14 protein-coding genes are annotated in these 17,507 nt (G+C 68.3%); 2 read left to right on the forward strand and 12 right to left on the reverse strand.

All coding sequences use genetic code 11. From position 1 onward, the window contains the following. Positions 1-52: 52 nt before the first annotated feature. Genes NA3_RS13505 through NA3_RS13520 form a run of 4 tightly spaced genes read right to left on the reverse strand, consistent with a single transcriptional unit; the run spans position 53 to position 4,559 of the window. Positions 53-1,282 carry a vWA domain-containing protein gene (locus NA3_RS13505; RefSeq protein WP_062963924.1) on the reverse strand — a complete coding sequence of 410 codons (1,230 nt, stop codon included), beginning with the start codon at positions 1,280-1,282 and terminating at the stop codon, positions 53-55. After that, positions 1,279-2,517, reverse strand: a complete 1,239-nt coding sequence (locus tag NA3_RS13510; RefSeq protein ID WP_062963925.1) for an AAA family ATPase — start codon at positions 2,515-2,517, stop codon at positions 1,279-1,281. The genes NA3_RS13505 and NA3_RS13510 overlap by 4 nt, the downstream gene beginning before the upstream one ends. Before the next feature lie 44 nt (positions 2,518-2,561). Further along, entirely contained in the window at positions 2,562-3,950 is a 1,389-nt protein-coding gene (locus NA3_RS13515; RefSeq protein ID WP_062964043.1) for a hypothetical protein, read from the reverse strand. 6 nt (positions 3,951-3,956) lie between these two features. After that, positions 3,957-4,559 carry a GtrA family protein gene (locus NA3_RS13520; protein ID WP_128145332.1) on the reverse strand — a complete coding sequence of 201 codons (603 nt, stop codon included), beginning with the start codon at positions 4,557-4,559 and terminating at the stop codon, positions 3,957-3,959. Positions 4,560-4,773: 214 nt separating this feature from the next. Between NA3_RS13520 and NA3_RS13525 the strand changes: the two genes are divergently transcribed. Next, positions 4,774-6,090: an MATE family efflux transporter gene (locus tag NA3_RS13525; RefSeq protein ID WP_084491515.1), complete on the forward strand. Its 1,317-nt coding sequence runs from the start codon at positions 4,774-4,776 to the stop codon at positions 6,088-6,090. On the opposite strand, the gene NA3_RS13530 is transcribed toward NA3_RS13525, so the two are convergent. From NA3_RS13530 to NA3_RS13550, 5 genes are all read right to left on the reverse strand, one after another. Further along, positions 6,077-6,487 carry a hypothetical protein gene (locus NA3_RS13530; protein WP_128145333.1) on the reverse strand — a complete coding sequence of 137 codons (411 nt, stop codon included), beginning with the start codon at positions 6,485-6,487 and terminating at the stop codon, positions 6,077-6,079. The genes NA3_RS13525 and NA3_RS13530 overlap by 14 nt on opposite strands. A 436-nt stretch (positions 6,488-6,923) precedes the next feature. After that, positions 6,924-7,946 carry an LLM class flavin-dependent oxidoreductase gene (locus NA3_RS13535; RefSeq protein WP_062963928.1) on the reverse strand — a complete coding sequence of 341 codons (1,023 nt, stop codon included), beginning with the start codon at positions 7,944-7,946 and terminating at the stop codon, positions 6,924-6,926. Beyond that, on the reverse strand, positions 7,943-8,767 hold the full coding sequence (locus tag NA3_RS13540) for a DUF1684 domain-containing protein (RefSeq protein ID WP_062963929.1): 825 nt from the start codon (positions 8,765-8,767) through the stop codon (positions 7,943-7,945). The genes NA3_RS13535 and NA3_RS13540 overlap by 4 nt, the downstream gene beginning before the upstream one ends. A 158-nt stretch (positions 8,768-8,925) precedes the next feature. Continuing rightward, positions 8,926-10,104 (reverse strand): NAD(P)/FAD-dependent oxidoreductase, encoded by a 1,179-nt coding sequence (locus NA3_RS13545; protein ID WP_062963930.1) that lies wholly within the window; start codon positions 10,102-10,104, stop codon positions 8,926-8,928. A 206-nt stretch (positions 10,105-10,310) separates the two neighbouring features. Continuing rightward, entirely contained in the window at positions 10,311-12,023 is a 1,713-nt protein-coding gene (locus NA3_RS13550) for a lipase family protein (RefSeq protein WP_062963931.1), read from the reverse strand. 471 nt (positions 12,024-12,494) lie between these two features. Here NA3_RS13550 and NA3_RS13555 point away from each other — a divergent pair, with 471 nt between their 5' ends. After that, on the forward strand, positions 12,495-13,766 hold the full coding sequence (locus NA3_RS13555) for an MFS transporter (protein WP_227995099.1): 1,272 nt from the start codon (positions 12,495-12,497) through the stop codon (positions 13,764-13,766). Between the two features lie 114 nt (positions 13,767-13,880). Here NA3_RS13555 and NA3_RS13560 read toward each other — a convergent pair whose 3' ends face one another. Genes NA3_RS13560 through NA3_RS13570 form a run of 3 tightly spaced genes read right to left on the reverse strand, consistent with a single transcriptional unit; the run spans position 13,881 to position 17,464 of the window. Next, positions 13,881-15,344, reverse strand: coding sequence for an MFS transporter (locus tag NA3_RS13560; RefSeq protein ID WP_084491516.1), 1,464 nt, complete (start codon positions 15,342-15,344; stop codon positions 13,881-13,883). Beyond that, positions 15,341-16,042: a hypothetical protein gene (locus NA3_RS13565; RefSeq protein WP_227995097.1), complete on the reverse strand. Its 702-nt coding sequence runs from the start codon at positions 16,040-16,042 to the stop codon at positions 15,341-15,343. Before NA3_RS13565 ends, NA3_RS13560 begins: the two co-directional genes overlap by 4 nt. A 15-nt stretch (positions 16,043-16,057) precedes the next feature. Further along, on the reverse strand, positions 16,058-17,464 hold the full coding sequence (locus NA3_RS13570) for a condensation domain-containing protein (protein ID WP_062963933.1): 1,407 nt from the start codon (positions 17,462-17,464) through the stop codon (positions 16,058-16,060). Positions 17,465-17,507 lie beyond the last annotated feature (43 nt).

Genomic DNA, 17,507 nt, shown 5'->3' on the forward strand with positions numbered 1-17,507 from the left:
GGTTTCGCTGCCACCCCGGTCGAGCACGGCGGCACCATTCACGGGCGAATTGTCACCCGATCCGAACGACTCGTGCCCAGTCGGGCGGCCGTGCCGGAACGTAATCCGGATCGGCTTCGTTCCACGGCCGCTCCCGCCCCAGCAAGCCCAGGACCGTCCGGCACGCGGGCCGGGCCGCCGGCCACGGCGTGTGACCGTCGGTCAGGACCACGATCACGTCCGGACGGGCTTGCCCGCGTAGCGCTTCGGCGAACCCCGCGCGCAGATCCGTGCCCCCGCCACCGACCAGCTCGATACCGTCCGCGCGGCACAGGGGCTGCGCGATCCGAGCCGCGGCGTCGCACGACAGGACCCTGACGAGATCGCGTCGACCGCCCACGGCACGCAAGATCGCCAGCGTTTCCAGCAGGGCGCTGCCCAGTTCCGCGTCGCTGACCGACCCCGAGGTGTCGATGACCACACTGACCCGCGGCGGGGTGTGCCGCAGACTCGGTAGCACCACGCCGGGCACTGCGGTTGATCGCCGAGCCGGCCGGCCATAGGTGTAGTCGTCGCCGGCGCCGGACGCCGAGACCGCGGAGTGGATGGCCCCGCGCAGCAGGTCGCGCCACGGCTGCGGCGGATGCAATGCCTCCTCCGCCCAGCGCCGCCATCCTCGGGGCGCGTTACCCGGGCGACCGTCGATGCCCTGCGCCACGCGGAACCGGACCGCGTCGCGTTCCTGATCGCTGAGGCCGTTCGCACCGTCCGGCCCGTACTCCCATGCGCGGTCCCGTCCGTCGGCACCGCTGCCGCAATCCAGCCAGGCCATATCCTGTGTGTGGCACCCCAAGCGGAATTGACACAGATAGTCCTCCATCAGTTCACCGCTGCGCAGTCCCAGACTTGCCGGTACGACAGCGCCTTCGGGCTGAACCAATCCGTCACCGAACGCGTCGTCGTTGATCTCGGCGTCCGCGGCGATATTCATGCGCAGTCGTTCCGCAGGACCGGTCAGCTCGTGCTCGCGAGCGAATCGGTCACTGCGCCCGTGATGGTCACGCAGCAGATGCGAAACCTCGTGTACCAGAATCGAAGCCAGTTCCTCCACCGTGGTGCGGTCGACGAACACCGGCGATACGTAACACCGCCAATACCGGTCCACACCCATCGTCGGCACCTCGCGCGACTCGACGAGGTGCAGCGCGTACAGGGCGGTGGCCAGATAGGGGCGGGCCCGCGCGGCCAGCAGGCGGGCGGCGCAGAGCTTGTCGAAATCCACGACCGTGGCCCCGGCCGTCATCGTCCGGCCTGCGCGGCAACGCGTTCCGCGGCGCGATCCGCCTGTCGGGACACCGACACCATTCCGGCGAGTTGCTCGATCGATGCCGGTATCTCCCACTGGTCGCGACGCAGTGCGGCAAGAGTGGTGGCGGGAACGACCACCAGATCCGGTGCTCCGGTCTCGACGGCCTTCGCCAGCAGCGCCCAGGCCGCGTCCCAGCGCGACTTCTCCGGTTGCCGCCGGACCGCCGCCACCACGGCGTCGAGCACCGCTTGGCGCAGGTCGCCGCGTTCCGGCAGGCGGGCGGCACCCGGATCGGCGAGTAGTTGCTCGGGGTCGGGAAGGTCCATCCGGTCGATGCTGGTCAGCAGTTCGAAGCCGGGGCCGTCACCGACGGTCCCACGGACCAGCAGCGAAACCACATCCCGGCCGACGCCGGCCGCGGTCGCGAAGGCGATCAGTCGCAGTGTCATGTCCCAGCTGCGCGGCGACGGCCAGGCGCCGCCCCGGCGTGCCTCACCGCTGGGCATCCGATGCACCAGCGCGGGCCGGGCCGCGAGCAGCCCGCACACCGCGCGCCGCGCGAAAGCGACTGCCTCCGGGAACTTTTCGGGGTCCAGCGTGGGCAGACTCGCGCGGGGCCAGACTCCGCCCAGTCCGCGCACGACCACATCGGGGTCGTGAGTCCAGGTGAGATGGACGAATCGGTTGGCCAGCGGCGGGCTCAATTCCCAGCCGTCCGCCGCCGAGGAGCGCGGGTTGGCGGCAGCGACGATGCGGACACCGGCCGGCAGCCGCAGCGCGCCGATCCGGCGTTCCAGGACGAGCCGCAGCAGCGCCGCTTGCACCGCGGGAGGTGCGGTCGACAGCTCGTCCAGGAAGAGCAACCCCCGACCGGCGCGCACGAGCCGTACCGCCCAATCCGGCGGAGCGAGCGGCACACCGTGTGCCGCGGGATCCTCGCCGACGACAGGCAGGCCCGAGAAGTCGGACGGCTCGTGCACACTCGCGATCACGGTGGTCAGCGGCAGGTCCAAGGTTTCGGAGAGCTGTGTCAGGGCCGCGGTCTTCCCGATTCCGGGTTCGCCCCATAGGAGCACCGGAAGATCGGCGGCCACGGCTAAGGTCAGCGCCTCCAGTTGGATGTCGGAGCGCGGCTCGGTGGTCGCCTCGTTCACCAGGGTCAACAGTTCAGCGGCGGCGTCGAGGCGGGCGGCGCCGACCCGTGCCGTGGTGGAAACAGGTGTGGTCATGGATGAATCACCTTCGGGGTCAAAAGTATTGGGCACCTGTGCGGTCAGCGCGACATCGCGTGCCGCGGATGGGTGCGGTAGGAGGGCGTGCGCCGTTTCGCCGGCAGAGGCGGCTCAGCGGGATCGGACAGCGGGGTGCGGAATTGCCGGTACGTGCTCTCCCGCTGTGCAGCCGCCTCCAGTTCGTCTCGCAACGCACCCGCACGCAACCGTGCCTCGGGGCCGAGCAGGTTCTCGACGACCGCCAAAGCACCGGCGATATCTCCGTGACGCAACCGCTCCCGGACGCCGGCAAGGCAATCCGGCCGGCGGTGCGCCCGGTCGATCGCTTGCAGGCAGGGCAGCGGTGTGCCGGACAGTGCGACGAGCAGTTCCTCTCGCCGGATCTCGGCCGGGCTGTGATCGAGCGCGGTCAGCTCACCGTCCACCAGTGCGATGCGGTGCTGCTCTCCCCGGCACAGCACCAGGTGCGGACCACCGTGCCGCTCCGCGGCGAATGATGTGGCCGCCGGGGAGAACTCCGGTACAAGCGCCGAAGCGACCAGCGGATGAAGACGATCGGCCGTGATCGCACCGGCACGCAACAGTGCCAGATCGGGAAGGACCCAGGTCGCCGCATACGGCAGGACCGGGAGCGCGGGCACGGCGCCACGCGGGTATTCCTTCGTGAGCCGCAGCGCGGGAGGATCCCCTTGATACTCGAGGATCACCCGATGTCGCGCGCCGAATCGCACCAGCAGTGGTCCGCGCCGATATCCGTCGGCGCACAGCAGCAACTCCGCCTCGGCTGCCCACCGATCGACAGCACTCCCCGGCGGGGCGAGCTCCGCGACCCCGCGCTCCGTTTGGCCGGTGCCGGCTGTTCGGCCTGTCCCGCAACGTATTCCGAGTTCACCGGCTCGGCGCGCATCCCAGAGGTGACGGTGCAGGTCGAATCGGAAACGGCGGTTGGGGCGAGGATGCGGATGCGAGCCGATACCCCCGCCCGGGCAGGATTCGTCCCACATCGCCAAGCTGATGCGTTGCCCGGAGTCCGCCCAGGCCGGGGCGGTGCGGACGACGAGATGCACGAAACGTGCTCTGGGACATCGTTTTCCGTGCTCTCCAGTGGGGTACCGAGCCAGCGTCGTCGTGAGGCCGGGCCGTAACAAGCCATCGGAGGCGACCCTCGGCATATGCCAGCGCAGCAGATCCGGCGCGAGATGCCGCAGATCGCCCAGCACTCGGGCGGCGAGTTCGCTGCCGTGGGTACGTGCCAGTGCGTGTGGATCCACATCGACATCGACGCCGGCCGCGGCACATGCTCCGGCCCAGTCCCCGGCACGACGCCGGGTCGTCGCGGTCTCGATCATGGAGGGCGGTACGGCGAACTCGCGTATCCGCAGCCAGAAGGGAATTCGGGAATCGTTCCCGTTCGCGGTCACAGGGTGCATCAGCACTCACCTGGCGCGAACGAGACCCCCAATCCTGTGTCGAAATGAGTCATCATCGCGGTCGATGATACCCCCTCCGGAGAAGACGAAGCCACGCAGTGCCAGGAACCGCATACCGCCGACCGCGCCCGTGACGGCGAGGACGGCGCTCGCCTGTGCCAGGTCGCCGAGGCCGGGTGCCCAGAACCGGAGTCCGGCGAGTGCTGCCGTGCTGATCACCACCCCGATGAGCGCCAGGCCGCCGCCCTCCCACTGCGCGGTGAACCAGCCGACGCGGCCGGCCGCTCGGAAGGTGAGCCGACGGTGCATGTCGTTCGCGATCGCTGTACTGACCAGTGAGCCGGCGATATTCGCGACCAGCGGGCCGAGTCCGCTCATGCCCAGGAACAGCAGGGCGTAGGCGATATTGGCGGCGCCACCGACCAGGGCGAAGCGGATCAACTGGGCGACGGCGTGATCACTTCGCAGATACTGCCATCCGCGATCGAGCCACCGCGAGCGCACCGTCTGCGGAAGCCCGGCACCGAGGGGCGGATCGGAACGCCCGGTGAAGGGCGTGTCCCACACGGCATTCCGCGCTCCGAAGGTGGCAAGTGCTCCGCTGTTCATGGAAACACTGTCTTCCACGCCGCTGTCACCGGACTGACGTCGCGCTGACACGGTCCTTACACCTGATTCAAGTCGTACAGCTCGGCGTGCGGACCTCTCCGGGTTGAGTCGCGCCCAGTCGCCGATCAGATTGTCGTCGGCGCGCCCAGGTCCCGCAGACTGATTTGGCGCGCCGCCGGAATGCGCTGTGCGCAAAAGCTATTAGAGTCGCTCCATGGGGCGGTACGCGCGGGTTGCGCGACTCGGTGAGGTGGCCGAACTCGCGGGGCCCGTGGTTCTGACTTCCGCGACGACGCTGGTGCTGGGCGTGAGCGATACCGCGCTGCTGGGTCACCATTCGATCGAAGCGCTCGCCGTCGCCGCGTCGGTGCTGCCGATATGGATTCTCTGTACCGCGGTGGTGGTGCCGTGGGGATCGGCGGCACAGATCCTCGTCGCCCGCCGGCACGGCGCCGGTGACACCGATGGGATCCGGGTCTTGGCGTCGACCGGGCTTTCCGGCGCCGCCGCGGTCGGCGTGACAGTGGCGATAACCGCGGCGGCGGCCGCGCCGGTAATCGTGGCGGTGACCACCCCGGCGGGCCTGGATCGCCGGGCGGCGACGGTCATGTTGTGGATTCTGTTGTGCGGGTTGCCGTTCACAGCGGTCACGGCTCATGTGCGGGGTGTGCTCGCCGGAATCGGTGATACGAGGAGCGGTGCCCGGGTCGCGGTGGCGGTGGCCGTGCTGAATGTGGTGCTGTCGTCGATCCTGATCTTCGGCGCGGGCTGGGGACCGGCGGGTTCCGCGATCGGTTCCACCGTCGCCGTCGCGGCGGGCGCAGTCGCTCTCATTCCACGCGTTCGCCGGGCCACCGGGCTCGAGGCCGTCCGGGCCCGGGCGGATCGCACGGTCTGGCACGCGGTGACCGCGCTCGCCGTGCCGGATGTCGTATTCGGAGTGATCAGCTACGGGAGCGACGCCGTGATTGCGGCAGTGGTGGCCGAAGCGGGGACGGTGAGCCTGGCCGCGCACCGGGTGATGAGCCTGGCGGTGTCGATGGTGTGGATGCTCGTGTTCGGAATCGGTGTGGCGACAGCGGTTTTGGCGGGCCAGTCCCTGGGCGCCGGGGACGATCGCGGGCGCCGCGCCGTCGTGCGGGCCGGCGCGGTGCTGATGGTCGGCGCCTCGGGTGCGGTCGCGTTGCTGCTCGCCGCACTGTCGCCGATGTTGTTTCGCCTCGTCACCGGCGACGCCGCGGTGAGCGCGACCGGTCGCGGGGTGGTGTGGTCGTTGCCGGTACTGGCGCCGATCATGTCGATCGGCATGGTGTACGCCGCCCAGTTGCGCGCCGCCGGGAACACGAAAGCGGTGATGTCCGCGTCCGTGTTCTCGGTCGTCTGCGTCACCCTGCCCGCCGTGTGGATATCGTCCGCGGTGCTGCACTGGGGGCTCACGGGTGTCTACCTCGGGATCGTGGCCGGCTGGATCGCTCGCGCCGCGGCCACACGCCGGCGATGGCGCGCACGCGCCGGCACTACCCCAGCTTGAAGACATTGGCCTTTCCGGAGACAACGGTGTCCTGCGGATCCACCAATGCCACCCGGACCTGCACCGTCTGGCCTTGCTGCAACTGCGCGGGTGATCCGTCGGGCCCGGTCAGCACGACGACGGTGCTCTGCGCCTGCCCGTCGCACGTGACCTGCGGCTGCGTGCCCATCGCGGACGGTGCGTCGGCTTGGGGCTCGCCCACCATGACCTTGACGGCGGACGCGCCGGAGTTGGCATCACAGGTGTAGTCGACCGCGACATTCGCCGGTCCCACCCCTTTGATGTCGATGGTGTTGGCGGCGAGCGCTGGAGCGGCCGTCGATACAGCGGCCAGCCCCATGGCTGCCAGGGCGGTGACGAAAAGAGCTGAGCTTCGGTAGTTCCGGCCGGTCATCATCGATCTCGTCCTCCTGGCTTGTCGTACGAACGGTGATACCGCATCGTTGGAACGCCGGTGTACGGACCTCTCGCGGGTCAGCGGACGCGATTGCACTCCACACGCACCCGCCGACACCAGTGTCGAGCCGTGGTGGGGATACCCGGGAGCACAGGTTCAAACTCTCGGCCCGATCGTTGCGACGCACCCAATCCACGGCGCCGCCGAAACGGTGCGCTCGCGGGCATCTTCCCGGCGACTCGACAGCCCGCCGTCGGCATACGCATGCAGGGATGGTCATCGCCATACGCCGCTGAACGATGTGAGGTCGACCGCGTCGGCCATGGCTCGGTAGCCGACGGCGTTGGGATGAAGGTGGTCGTGGCCGAAGACGCGAGGTGCCAGAGTGTTCGGTACACCCGGCGTTGCCGCTCGGCCCCACGGCCGGGCGCAGTCCCTAGTCGAGCGCGGGTTTCCACCCCAGCTGCGGGGCGATCAGCTCCACCGTGTCGTGCAGGATCTGTTCGTAGTCCGCGCGATGGAACTCGTAGGGCAGTTCCAGCCGTAATTCGCTGGTCTGCGCGAGAACCGGGTCGGCACGCAGCTGTTCGAGGATCTGCTCGGCGGTCCCGACGACATCCGGGGCGAACAACACCCGCCGCTCGCCCTGTGGGCCGAGCGTGCGTTCGTGTCGGCTCGCGGCGTAGGCCCGGTACCGCTCCCGGGTCGCGCGGTCGGCGCTGTCGAACGGGACGATCACCCGGCCGATCGCGACGCGCGCCGATCGCGCCGGATCGATCCGCTCGCGGTAGTCGCCGATCAACCCCAGCTGCGCGGTCGTGAAATCGTCACTGCGATCGCCGAATACGATATTTCCGCTCAGCAGATTCAGTCCGTTCTCCGCCGCCCAGCGCACCGAGCGAGTGCTGCCACCGCCGTACCAAACTCGATCGGCCAGACCGGGGCTGTGCGGCTGCAGCCGCGGGCGCTGAGTATTGCCCGGCGAGTGGATGACGGTGTCGGCATCGCCGAGGTAGTGGCCGCGCAAATTCTCGATCAGCCGGGCCACCCGGCCGTAGGACAGATCGAAGCTGCGCCAGTCACCATCGAAGACCAGATCGCCGATCAGCTCGGCATGCGGCGGTGTCCCCGCGCTGAACCCCGGCTGCAAGCGGCCCCGGGACAACACATCGGCCAGCGACAAGTCCTCGGCCAGCCGGAACGGGCTCTCGTAACCGATCGGAATCACCGCCGCGCCCAACTCGACCCGGCTGGTGCGCTGGGCGGCAGCGGCCAAAAAGACTGCCGCCGAACCGACCCCGTGCTCGAGATGACGCTGCCGGACCCATGCGCCGTCGAATCCGAGGCGCTCGCCGTATCCGAACAGTTGCAGCGTGTCCTCGAGACCGGTGTACGGATCGTCGTCGAGGTAGTTGCCGGGGGTCAGAAACGCCAGCGAACGTATCTGCGGAGAGCTCATCCTCGGCGCTCGTAGGGGATCTTCTCCCCGGCCTCGATCGCGATCGGCAGCCGGTTCTCCGCCGGGGGCAGCGGGCAGGTCGCCAGATCGGTGTACGCGCACGGCAGATTCACCGCACGGTTGAAGTCGAGCACCACCGTTGCGTCGGCGTCCGGCGCAGGCACCTGCAGGACTCGATTCGCCGCGTAGGTGGTCACTCCGGAGGTCGCGTCGGTGAACAACACCGACAGGTCACCGGGGTTCCTGCCGGGAAAAGCGGTCAGGCGCAACGACTTACCGTCGATCTCGAATTCGATCTGCCCCGGCGCGTCGTAGACGTGCTCGAGCCCTTCCACGGCGGCACCGACCGTCGTCGGACGCGGTTCGTCGAAGGCCACGTAGCGTCCGCTCACCACCCACTCGGGGTCCGGTACGAATGCCGGGGTGCCGCGAAAGGCGGTGCGCAGCGGGTTGTCCGGGTGCCGTGGGCGCACGATGTCGTGGCCACCTCGCTTGGCGACCTCGATCACCGCGTCGCCCCACACCGCGTTCACACCACCGCGTTCGGGCAGGACGCCGAACCCGTGGCGGCCGTGCACCGGCGCGCCGTCGACGACCAGCTCCTCGCCCTCGTCGAGCACGACCACCACGCCGTCGGCTCCGGTCGACCAGGCGCCGGGCGCATCGTCGAAGCGCTGCGGGGTCTCGGTGAGCCAGTGCAGGCTCGTGATGGCGAGGAACCCGTGCCGGTCGGACAGCTGCGCCTCCTGCCGCCGATGCCATTCCTGCCACTCGGTGGTGAAAGTGTCCGCGTCGGTGGGCGACGGTGCCTGTGTTGCCATGTCTCGATGTAACCGGATGCCTCGGCTCAGGCCCAGACTTGTGCTCAGCCCGAACGCAATTCGAGTCGCGACAAACCTGCGTGTTCCAGTGCGGCACTGCGGGTTCGAGTCAACCGCCGGGCGCGCGATCGCGGGCAGTCGAGCTGCTGTCCCGTCCCCTAGGCAACCGGGACCGCGGCGCGGCGGGCCTGCAGCTGCGCAGGCCGGTGCTTGCCGTCGGAGAACCAGTGGTGCGAGCCGGGTTTGCGGGCCTCGGTCGCCAGGTGCTTGATCCCTGCCTCGCACGCGAATTCCTTGAGCTTCTTACCCGCGAACCCGCCGAAGTACAGCCGCATGGCGGTCTCGTTCTTGTGGCCGAGCTGGTAGATTCCGGCGTTCCGGCCGAAGCTCAGGCACATCGCGGGGAACGCGAGATCGATGGGCGTGGGCTGTTCACCCGCGATGCGGTGCAGCACCGTATCGGCGGCATGCGCTCCCAGGCAGTACGCCGTGTAGGCGCTCATGCGGAACGGCAGATCCGAGGGTGCCGACGAATCACCCGCCGCGACGATGCGTTCGTCGTCGACGCTGGTCAGTGTCTCGTCGGTGAGCAGACGTCCGGCAGCATCGACGCTCAATCCGCTGCGAGCGGCCAGGTCGGGCACTCCGAAGCCCGCCGCCCAGATCGTCACGGCACTTGCCGGGGTACGGCCGTCGCCGAGTTCCACAGCCTCTCGCCCGATCGCGGTGACGGTCGCATCGGGTCCTTCGATGACCGTCACTCCGAGCTTCGCGAGGTACTTGTGGGCCGTGCGACGCGCCTTCGGGTGCAGATACGGTCCGAGAACGCTGCCGCAGACCAGGGTGACCATGCGTCCCTGCTCGGCCAGTTCGGCGGCGGTCTCGATCCCGGTCGGCCCGCCCCCGATCACCGTCACCGGGGCCGACGAGGGCGTATCGAAGAGGGCCGATCGGAGCCGCTGCGCCGCTTCCAAAGTCGCTACGGGATAGGCGAATTCCGCGCCCGGCACCTGCGGCGCGGGGGTGCCGCTCCCCACGGCGTAGATCAGATAGTCGTATCCGATGCTGCCGCCGTCGGCCAGTTGCACGGTGCGCTCGATCGGGTCGATGCTCGTCACGCTGTCGACGACCAGCCGCACCTTCTCGGCAAGGACGTCTCGGTAATCGACGACCGCCTCGTGGGTCGCGCCCACCAGCTGGTGCAACCGCAGCCTCGGGACGAAGACCTGGCGCGGGTTGATCACGGTCACCCGCACGTCGTCTCGCTGCATCAGGCGGTTGGCTGCCATCACACCGGCGTATCCGCCACCGATCACCACGACTTCGTTGTTGTTCATCGTCTTTCCTCCGTGTGCTGAGGGGGTCGGGCATAAGACGCCGCTTCCCCCGCGGCTGTGACAAGGAGTGATGTGGATCATGCACGCGGATTCGGTCGTCGTTCGCTGAACTTCTTCGCGCAAACCTCCGCGGAAAGGGCGGGACACCGCAAAAGCCGGCGAGGTTTGCCCGATCAGATCCCTAGGCAACCCGGGCCGCACAGAGGTCAGCGATGCCGCCTTGGATGGGCGGAGGGACTCGGCACTCGTCGTGCGGGTGCTGCTGAGGGCTTCTCGCCGCGGGGAGGGTCGCTGGGCGCAGCGCCCGAGGTGTTCTCCTGTGCTGCCGCATCGGGGCGGGGCGCCACTTCGCAGGCGTTCGGCGCCGGGACACCCGACAACCGCTCGCCCAGCCACTGCGTCGACCCGAGGAAGCCGTCGAAGTAGCCGAGAATATGTTCCCCGCCCACGATGCTCTTCGTGGCCGGGACTCCCAGAGCACACTGTTCGGCATAGAACGCCTCGGCCTTCGCGACCGGCATCCAGGGATCGTGCACACCGTTGTAGACGTAGATCGGCATGCCGGCCTTCTTGCCCTTCAGACTCAACCGCCGGAACATCATGTCGGCGAACTCGGTGTGGAGCGGGTCGGCCATATTGGCCACGGCCGCATAGGGCACGAAGACTCCGATGTCGGCCATGGTCGAACTGCACACGTCTTTGAGCGGGGAAATGGCCGCCCATTGCGCCAGATGATTCATGCGGCTCAGGATTTCCGGATGTTCGCGGGCCAGCGCGAGTGTCACGGTCAGCATCAGCCCCGAGGCGTAGGTGCCGTCGAAGGTCTTCGCGAAGGATTCGTAGTCGACGGGCAGGCCGCCCATCGCGGCACCGGCCAGGTTGGGGGCCAGTTCCGGGGCGTATTCGCGCGCGAGCATCGCGGCGGCGTAGCTGGCGATGGCACCGCCGGAATAACCGGTCATCGCGAAACGGCTCGCGCCGAACTCGTCCGGCATCAGGTGGCGTACCGCCCGCACGGTGTCGAGCATGATGTGGCCGGCCACGGTCGGCTCGGCGTACGCCATCAACGGTCCCTCGTGATCCGGGATCACCACGGCGTAGTTGCGGCTCGCGGCCCACATCGTCGGTGAGGGGACGAAATCGTTGCCGGTACCGCCGGTCGTGAGGTCGAATCCGTGGGAGAACACGTAGCCCGGGGTGCAGCGTCGGTTGAGCGCGTTGATCGGTGGGGCGTTCAACAGCACCGGCCGGCTTCCCGGCCCGGTCCATCGGCCGAAGGGCAACAGCAGCGTCGCGGTCCCGAAGGACGGCGCACCCGAGGAGTTCGTGGTCCGGAATTTCACCTGTATCGCCCGCTGCACCGGCGTGAGAACCGTCAGGAAGACCATCGGCACTCCCGGCCAGCTGACGTCACGCGATGCGATGACGTCACCGGGTGCGTACCGCGCGAGATCCGGCGGGGCCTCGTCGAAGAACGGATCCCCGGTCGGACTGGACTGAATCGCGTTCCACAGCGCCTGCGGGTCCGACCAGCCCCCGGGAGCAGAGGCGGCGGAACCGAGCCCCGGCAGCACCGACGACGGCGCGGGAATGGTGTCGTCCAGCCATTTCTGGAACGCCGACGGACCCGGATCCTGGTGTGCTGCCGGAGGTTTCGGCTCGAACGACGGTGCGGCACCCGGATCAGCGGCCGACGGCGCAGGAGAGGTGGACGCGGGCGGCGCAGCCGGGCCGGAGGCAGGCGGCGCCGCCCGGTCAGTGGTCGACGGCGCAGCGGGACCGGATGCCGGCGGATCTGTCGGACCGGCAGTGGCCGGTCCAGGGTCCGCCGACGGCGGGTCGGCGACCGCGGCGGCCTGCCCCAGCGTCAGGGCGCAACCCATCGCCAGCGTCACCGCGACGCTCCGCAGACATTTCACGACAACACACCCGCCCTGTCAGAGTTGTACTCGAACCGAAGGTCGTGCAGAAATGGAACAGTCCCGGCAAATCCGGCACACAGGGGCGCGCGTCGGCAGCGATCGACACCGCACCGACTTCCGAAAGATACCCCCGGACCGGCAGACACCGGGGGATCTGCGGCGGCCCACCATCTCGTGTCCTCGAGCGGTGTGGACCCAGCGCCGGCCACTGCTACGGCAGTCTCGCCGCCGGAACCGCCGCGTGCGGTATTCCGCCGATGCCGTGTTCGAGAAGGAGCCGTCGACAGTCCGTGCCCGGCGAATCACGACTGCGGCCCGGACGATCAACCGGAGGCCGAAACTCAGGTGAGAGTTACTCGCCGGAACTCCGGCTACAACGAGGCCACCAATCACACCGCATCGACGCCTCGATCACCGGATGTGGACCGGCACAATGGGCTCCACCACCGAGTGATCGGAGTCCGCCCGGTGACATGTGGCGCTGCCGAAACCGATCGGCTCTCACCCGACTTCTATCGCCTGTGGCAGGCCTCGACCGTCAGCGAGATGGGCAGCGCCTTGGGCGCGGGCGCTCTCCCATTGGTCGCCATCCTCGTCGTGCATGCCTCCGCTCTGCAGGTCTCGCTGATGGCGTCGATCGCCGGATTTGCCAGTGCGGCAATCGCATTGCCGATGGGCTGGTTCATCGAATTCCATCGCAAACGACCCGTGATGATGCACGCCGACCTCGTCTCGTTCGCGGCCCTCGCCAGCGTTCCGCTCGCCGCATGCGCCGACGCACTGACCTACGGGCAACTGTGCGTCGTACTCACGCTGCACACCCTGTGCGACATGGTGTTCAACGCCGCCAGTGGGGCGTATCTCAAATCCATCGTCGCCGAGCCGCACCGCGTGCGCGCCAACAGCCGGTTCGAATCCAGCTTCTGGACCGCATCCAGCATCGGCGCTCCGATCGGCGGCGTTCTCATCACGGTGTTCGGCGCGACGATCACCGTGGCACTCGACGCGGTCAGTTATCTATTGTCCGCGTTGAGAATCCGTCGCATCGCAACCATCGAACCGATACCAGCGCAAGCCCCCACCGGCCACGAGTGGCGCCGCGAGATCCGCAGCGGATGGACTTACATCTTCGGTCACCCCCTCCTGCGCCGGCTGTTCTGGAACGGCATGCTCTTCGGCGGAGCAGTCACCCTCACTACCCCCTTGCTCGCCCTGCTCATGCTGCGCGAACTGCACTTCGCACCGTGGCAGTACGGACTCGCCCTGGGACTGCCCTGTCTCGGTGGACTTCTCGGATCCTTGTGCAGCCCACGGCTTGTCGCGCGATTCGGTCAACGCGCAGTCCTCCTCGGCTCCGGCACGATGCGTACGTGCTGGATGGGGTTACTGCTGATCGCAGGCCCCAGCGCACTGGGCCTGCTCGTCATCCTGACCGCCGAAACTCTCCTGTTGCTCGGCGCCGGAGTATTCAACCCGGTCTTCGCCACCTACCGAATGAACTGCACCGCCGACGATCACATGAGCCGCGTCCGCACCGCATGGTCGATCAGTGCGAAGAGTGTCCAGCCCGCGTTCATCGCTCTGGGCGGTCTCATAGCAGGCGCGACCGGCCCACGGGTGGCGATCGGCTGCGCGACCGCAGCGGTGCTCGCCAGCTCGGCGCTCCTACCCTGGCGGCAAACCAGGACAACGGCGCCACGCGACACCGACGGAACATCATCCGCACAACGCGCGGTGTAACAGCGGCACCGCGCCCCCCGGCTCACCGCACGCAAGTTCCGTAGGGCGAGCTGGAGCCGACAACCCGATGTGTCGACGGATACCGGATGGCAGCTGACACGCGTGCCAGGAATTTCAGTTCATGTTCTGTCCTCGCGGCATCGCCAGTGTCAGCGCACCCAAACCGAACGACACCACAGCCAATGCCAGCATCATGGTGATCGACCCGTCGAGGGTGTGCGCGCGGAAGAACAGCGTGGTCAGGATCGCCAAACCCAGTGCGTTGCCGATTTGTTCGATGGTCGGGACCACGCCCGACGTCTCGGACATGTGGTCGGCGTTCAGGCCGGACAGCATGATCGGCTGGATCTGGACTGCGAAGATGCCGACCCCGAAACCGGCTGCGAAGACGGCGGGAGCCGCGATGAGGGGGTTGGCTACGCCGCTGGTCAGGTGGAGGTAGAGGGCGCCGCCGCCCATGCAGCCGCCGTAGAGGGTGACGCCTGCGGCCAGGACCAGAATCCCCCACTGACGTACCAGGAACAGCGAGCCGATGGCGCCCGCGCCGGCGCCCAGAGCGAACAGCGTCATGACGATCGCGGTGTGCCAGGGCGTGTAGCCGAGGACGTCCTGCATGGTGATGGAGGCGGCGAACACGAAGGCGGTGAACAGGCCGAAGAAGACGCAGACCAGGATCGACCCGATCCGGAAACCCTTGTCGGAGAACAGGTCCAGCCGCATCAACGGGCCGGCTCCGCGGGACGACCGCCTGAACTGGTGGGCCACGAAGAAGGCGCACACCACCACGCCGCCCAGGCCGAGGGCGATCGGCTGGGCTTGCCAGCCGTGTTGCTGGACCAGGGCGAGGGCGTAGACGACCAGGAGCAGTCCGACTCCGGACAGGGCTGCGCCGCCGAGGTCCAGCCGGTCGGGCGCTGCCGGGCGGCCTATGCGCAGGTAGCGCCAGGCGAGGGCGAAGGCGACCACGCCGATGGGAAGGTTGATCAAAAAGACCGTGCGCCAGCCCCAGCCACCGATGTCGAGGGTGAGCAGGGCGCCGCCGAGGATGGGGCCGAGCATGCCCGCGAAACCGGCTACGCCGCCGTACATGGCGAAGACCAGGGAGTGGCGTTCGCGGGGGAAGCTGGCGATGAGAATGGCGATGGTCTGCGCTGCCATGCCCGCCCCCGCGGCGCCCTGGACGACCCGCGCCACGACCAATTCCGTCGCACCGGTGGCCACTCCGCACCACACCGACGCGGCGGTGAAGGCCACCACCGAGGTGAGGAACATGGCGCGGCGACCGACCACAGCGCCGAGGCGGGCGGCGCTGAGCAGCGTGCAGGCGAAGGCCAGTGAATAGCCCGAGATCACCAGCAACTCCGCCGAACGAGAGGCGCCGAGATCGGAGGTCATTCTCGGCAGGGCCGTGTTCACGATCGTCACATCGATCATCTGCATGAACACCGCGATCAGGCAGCCGGCGAAGGCCAGCCATGCCGCCGATTCGGAGGGGGACGCCCCACCGACGACCACGTCTCCCTCGCCTACTGCCCCATCACCGCGCACAGCGTGTTCGCTGCCGGTCGCACCCGTCATCCGGCCAGCTCGATCACACTGCGCGGCGCGGACAACGCCAGTTCGGTCGGAAAACTCAAGCGCACCAAGCGATGTGGTGGTTCCACTTCGATATGGGCCACGAACGGTGGCAGCAATCCGCCGATCATCTTGTCCAGCAACATGTTCACCTGTCCGAAGCCGGGCCGCAGGCGCACCTGGCGGCATTCGATCGCGCCTGCGCCGACAGCCAGGACCGTGCGCTTGTCCACACGCGCGACCAGAGGCCAATGCACCGAGAACGCCAGCCAGGTATCGATCGACTGCACCGAGCCCTCGGTGAGGTCGAGGCCGCGCAACAGGGTCAGGCCGCCGACGACCGGCATGAGGTCGGTGGGGAACGGTGTGGGCGCGCCGCCGATCGGCAGGTGGACGGTGTCGATGAAATGCGCCTCCTCCCGGGAGACGACCGCGCCGCGGGAGCGGGTTTCGGCGCGGTAGTCCTCGGCGCGCAGGAATCCGCCGATCCGGCCGAACCGCTGATCGACGGTCAGTTCCAGTTCGCCGTCGCCGCTGGATGCCTCGAGCAGCGTCCGGTAGCCGCCGTTCTCGTGGGTGACGACGCTGGTCAGCTCGAAACTTGAACCGCGCCCGTCGGTTTCGACGGTGTACCGGCACTTTTCGCCGTCGGGTATGCCGGGGTCGCGAAAGAGAGTGGGCACCGTACCTGCTGGAACCACGAAACCTCCTGTCGTTCAGTTCGTTTCCGCGCCACGATCGATGATCGACGCGAAAACCGAGCGCATCGCCGCGATATAGCGCTCCACCGAGTCGTGGGCGACCGCGGTGTCGGGGTAGATGACGCTCAGCGTGGTCCCGGACGGCAGCCGGTTGACCCAGATCAGCGCCTCTTCCGACGCGGCACGGTTGGCGTAGACGCCGGCGGTGACCTCGTCGAAGAATTCGTGGCCCAGGAAGTCGCGGGCGTCGATGAACGAGATCATCGGTGTGACCCAGCCGGGTTCGGCCTTGATCTCCGAGTCCGCGGGCAGCAGTTCGAGCACCCGGTGGAACGAGGTGGGCGCCAGGCGGAGCCCGTTCTCGTAGGCGCGCTGGGCCAGTGTCAGCGTACGGGTGACGGGGGTGCCGGGGCCGAGCGGAAAGGCCACCGGCACCAGCGTCACGTACCAGCCGACCGAATTGCCCTCCGCCGCCGAGGTTCTCGTGCTCACCGGAGTCATCCCGAAGTAGTAATCGGAATCGGTGAGATCACGTTCGGCCAGGGCCGCGGCCGCGAAGACCCCGCCCACGAATTCCGCGTCGTTGGCCCGGCAGATCTCTTCGAAGGCCAGCGCCTGCTGTTCGTCCAGCAGAGTGACCGTGCGGTGGGCGCTGCGGTTGTAGCCGTCGGAGCGCTTGCCGAGGTCCAGCGGGAACGAGGGCAGCCGATTGTCGTTGCCGCGCAACAACTGTAACCACTTCTGCACGCCCGGCGAGGACAGCGTCAGCATATCGCTGTAGGCCCGTTCGGTGACGCAGTAGTCCAGATAGCTCGCCGCCGGTGGCAGCGGTTCGGCCTCGCCGCTCAGTTCGGCCAGATACAGCTGCGCGAAATCGGAGGCGGACAGGTACTGCCCGAGACCGTCGGTGTGCAGGTGGTCGACGGCGAGGTAGACCGTGGTCGCGTCACCGTGTTCGATGGCCCCGAAGGTGAAGCAATCCCACTGGAACGGATCGGGAGTGGTCTTCTCGACGTGCTGACGGATCGCGGCCGGATCGTCTATCCACCCGTAGTCGATCGGAATGAAATCCACCACGTCCTCGGGCACCAGATGCCGCCGCACGGTGCCGTCGGCGCCGATGTCGAACCACGTCCGGAAGGTGTCGTGCCGCAACAGGAAGGTGTTGACGATCCGCGTCATCGCCTCCCGGTCCAGGCCACCGGTCGGAATCTGCGCGGTGGCCAGGCACAGTCCGGAGAAACGGAAATCGGCGGCGGCGTGCCGATCCGCCTGGCGCAGATACTGTTCCTGTTGCAGCGACGGGGGCGCCGGATGCACCGGGGCGGTCCTGGCCCGCGCCACCGCTTCCGGTGACGCGACCCAGGTGACCATCCGCCCCGGCGGCGGCGACCATTCGTCGATGAGTCCGAAGTCGACCACGGTTACACCACTCACTTCCACCGGAGGGCACCGACACGGTGGG

Source organism: Nocardia africana NBRC 100379 (assembly GCF_001612635.1).
GTDB classification, from domain to species: domain Bacteria; phylum Actinomycetota; class Actinomycetes; order Mycobacteriales; family Mycobacteriaceae; genus Nocardia; species Nocardia africana.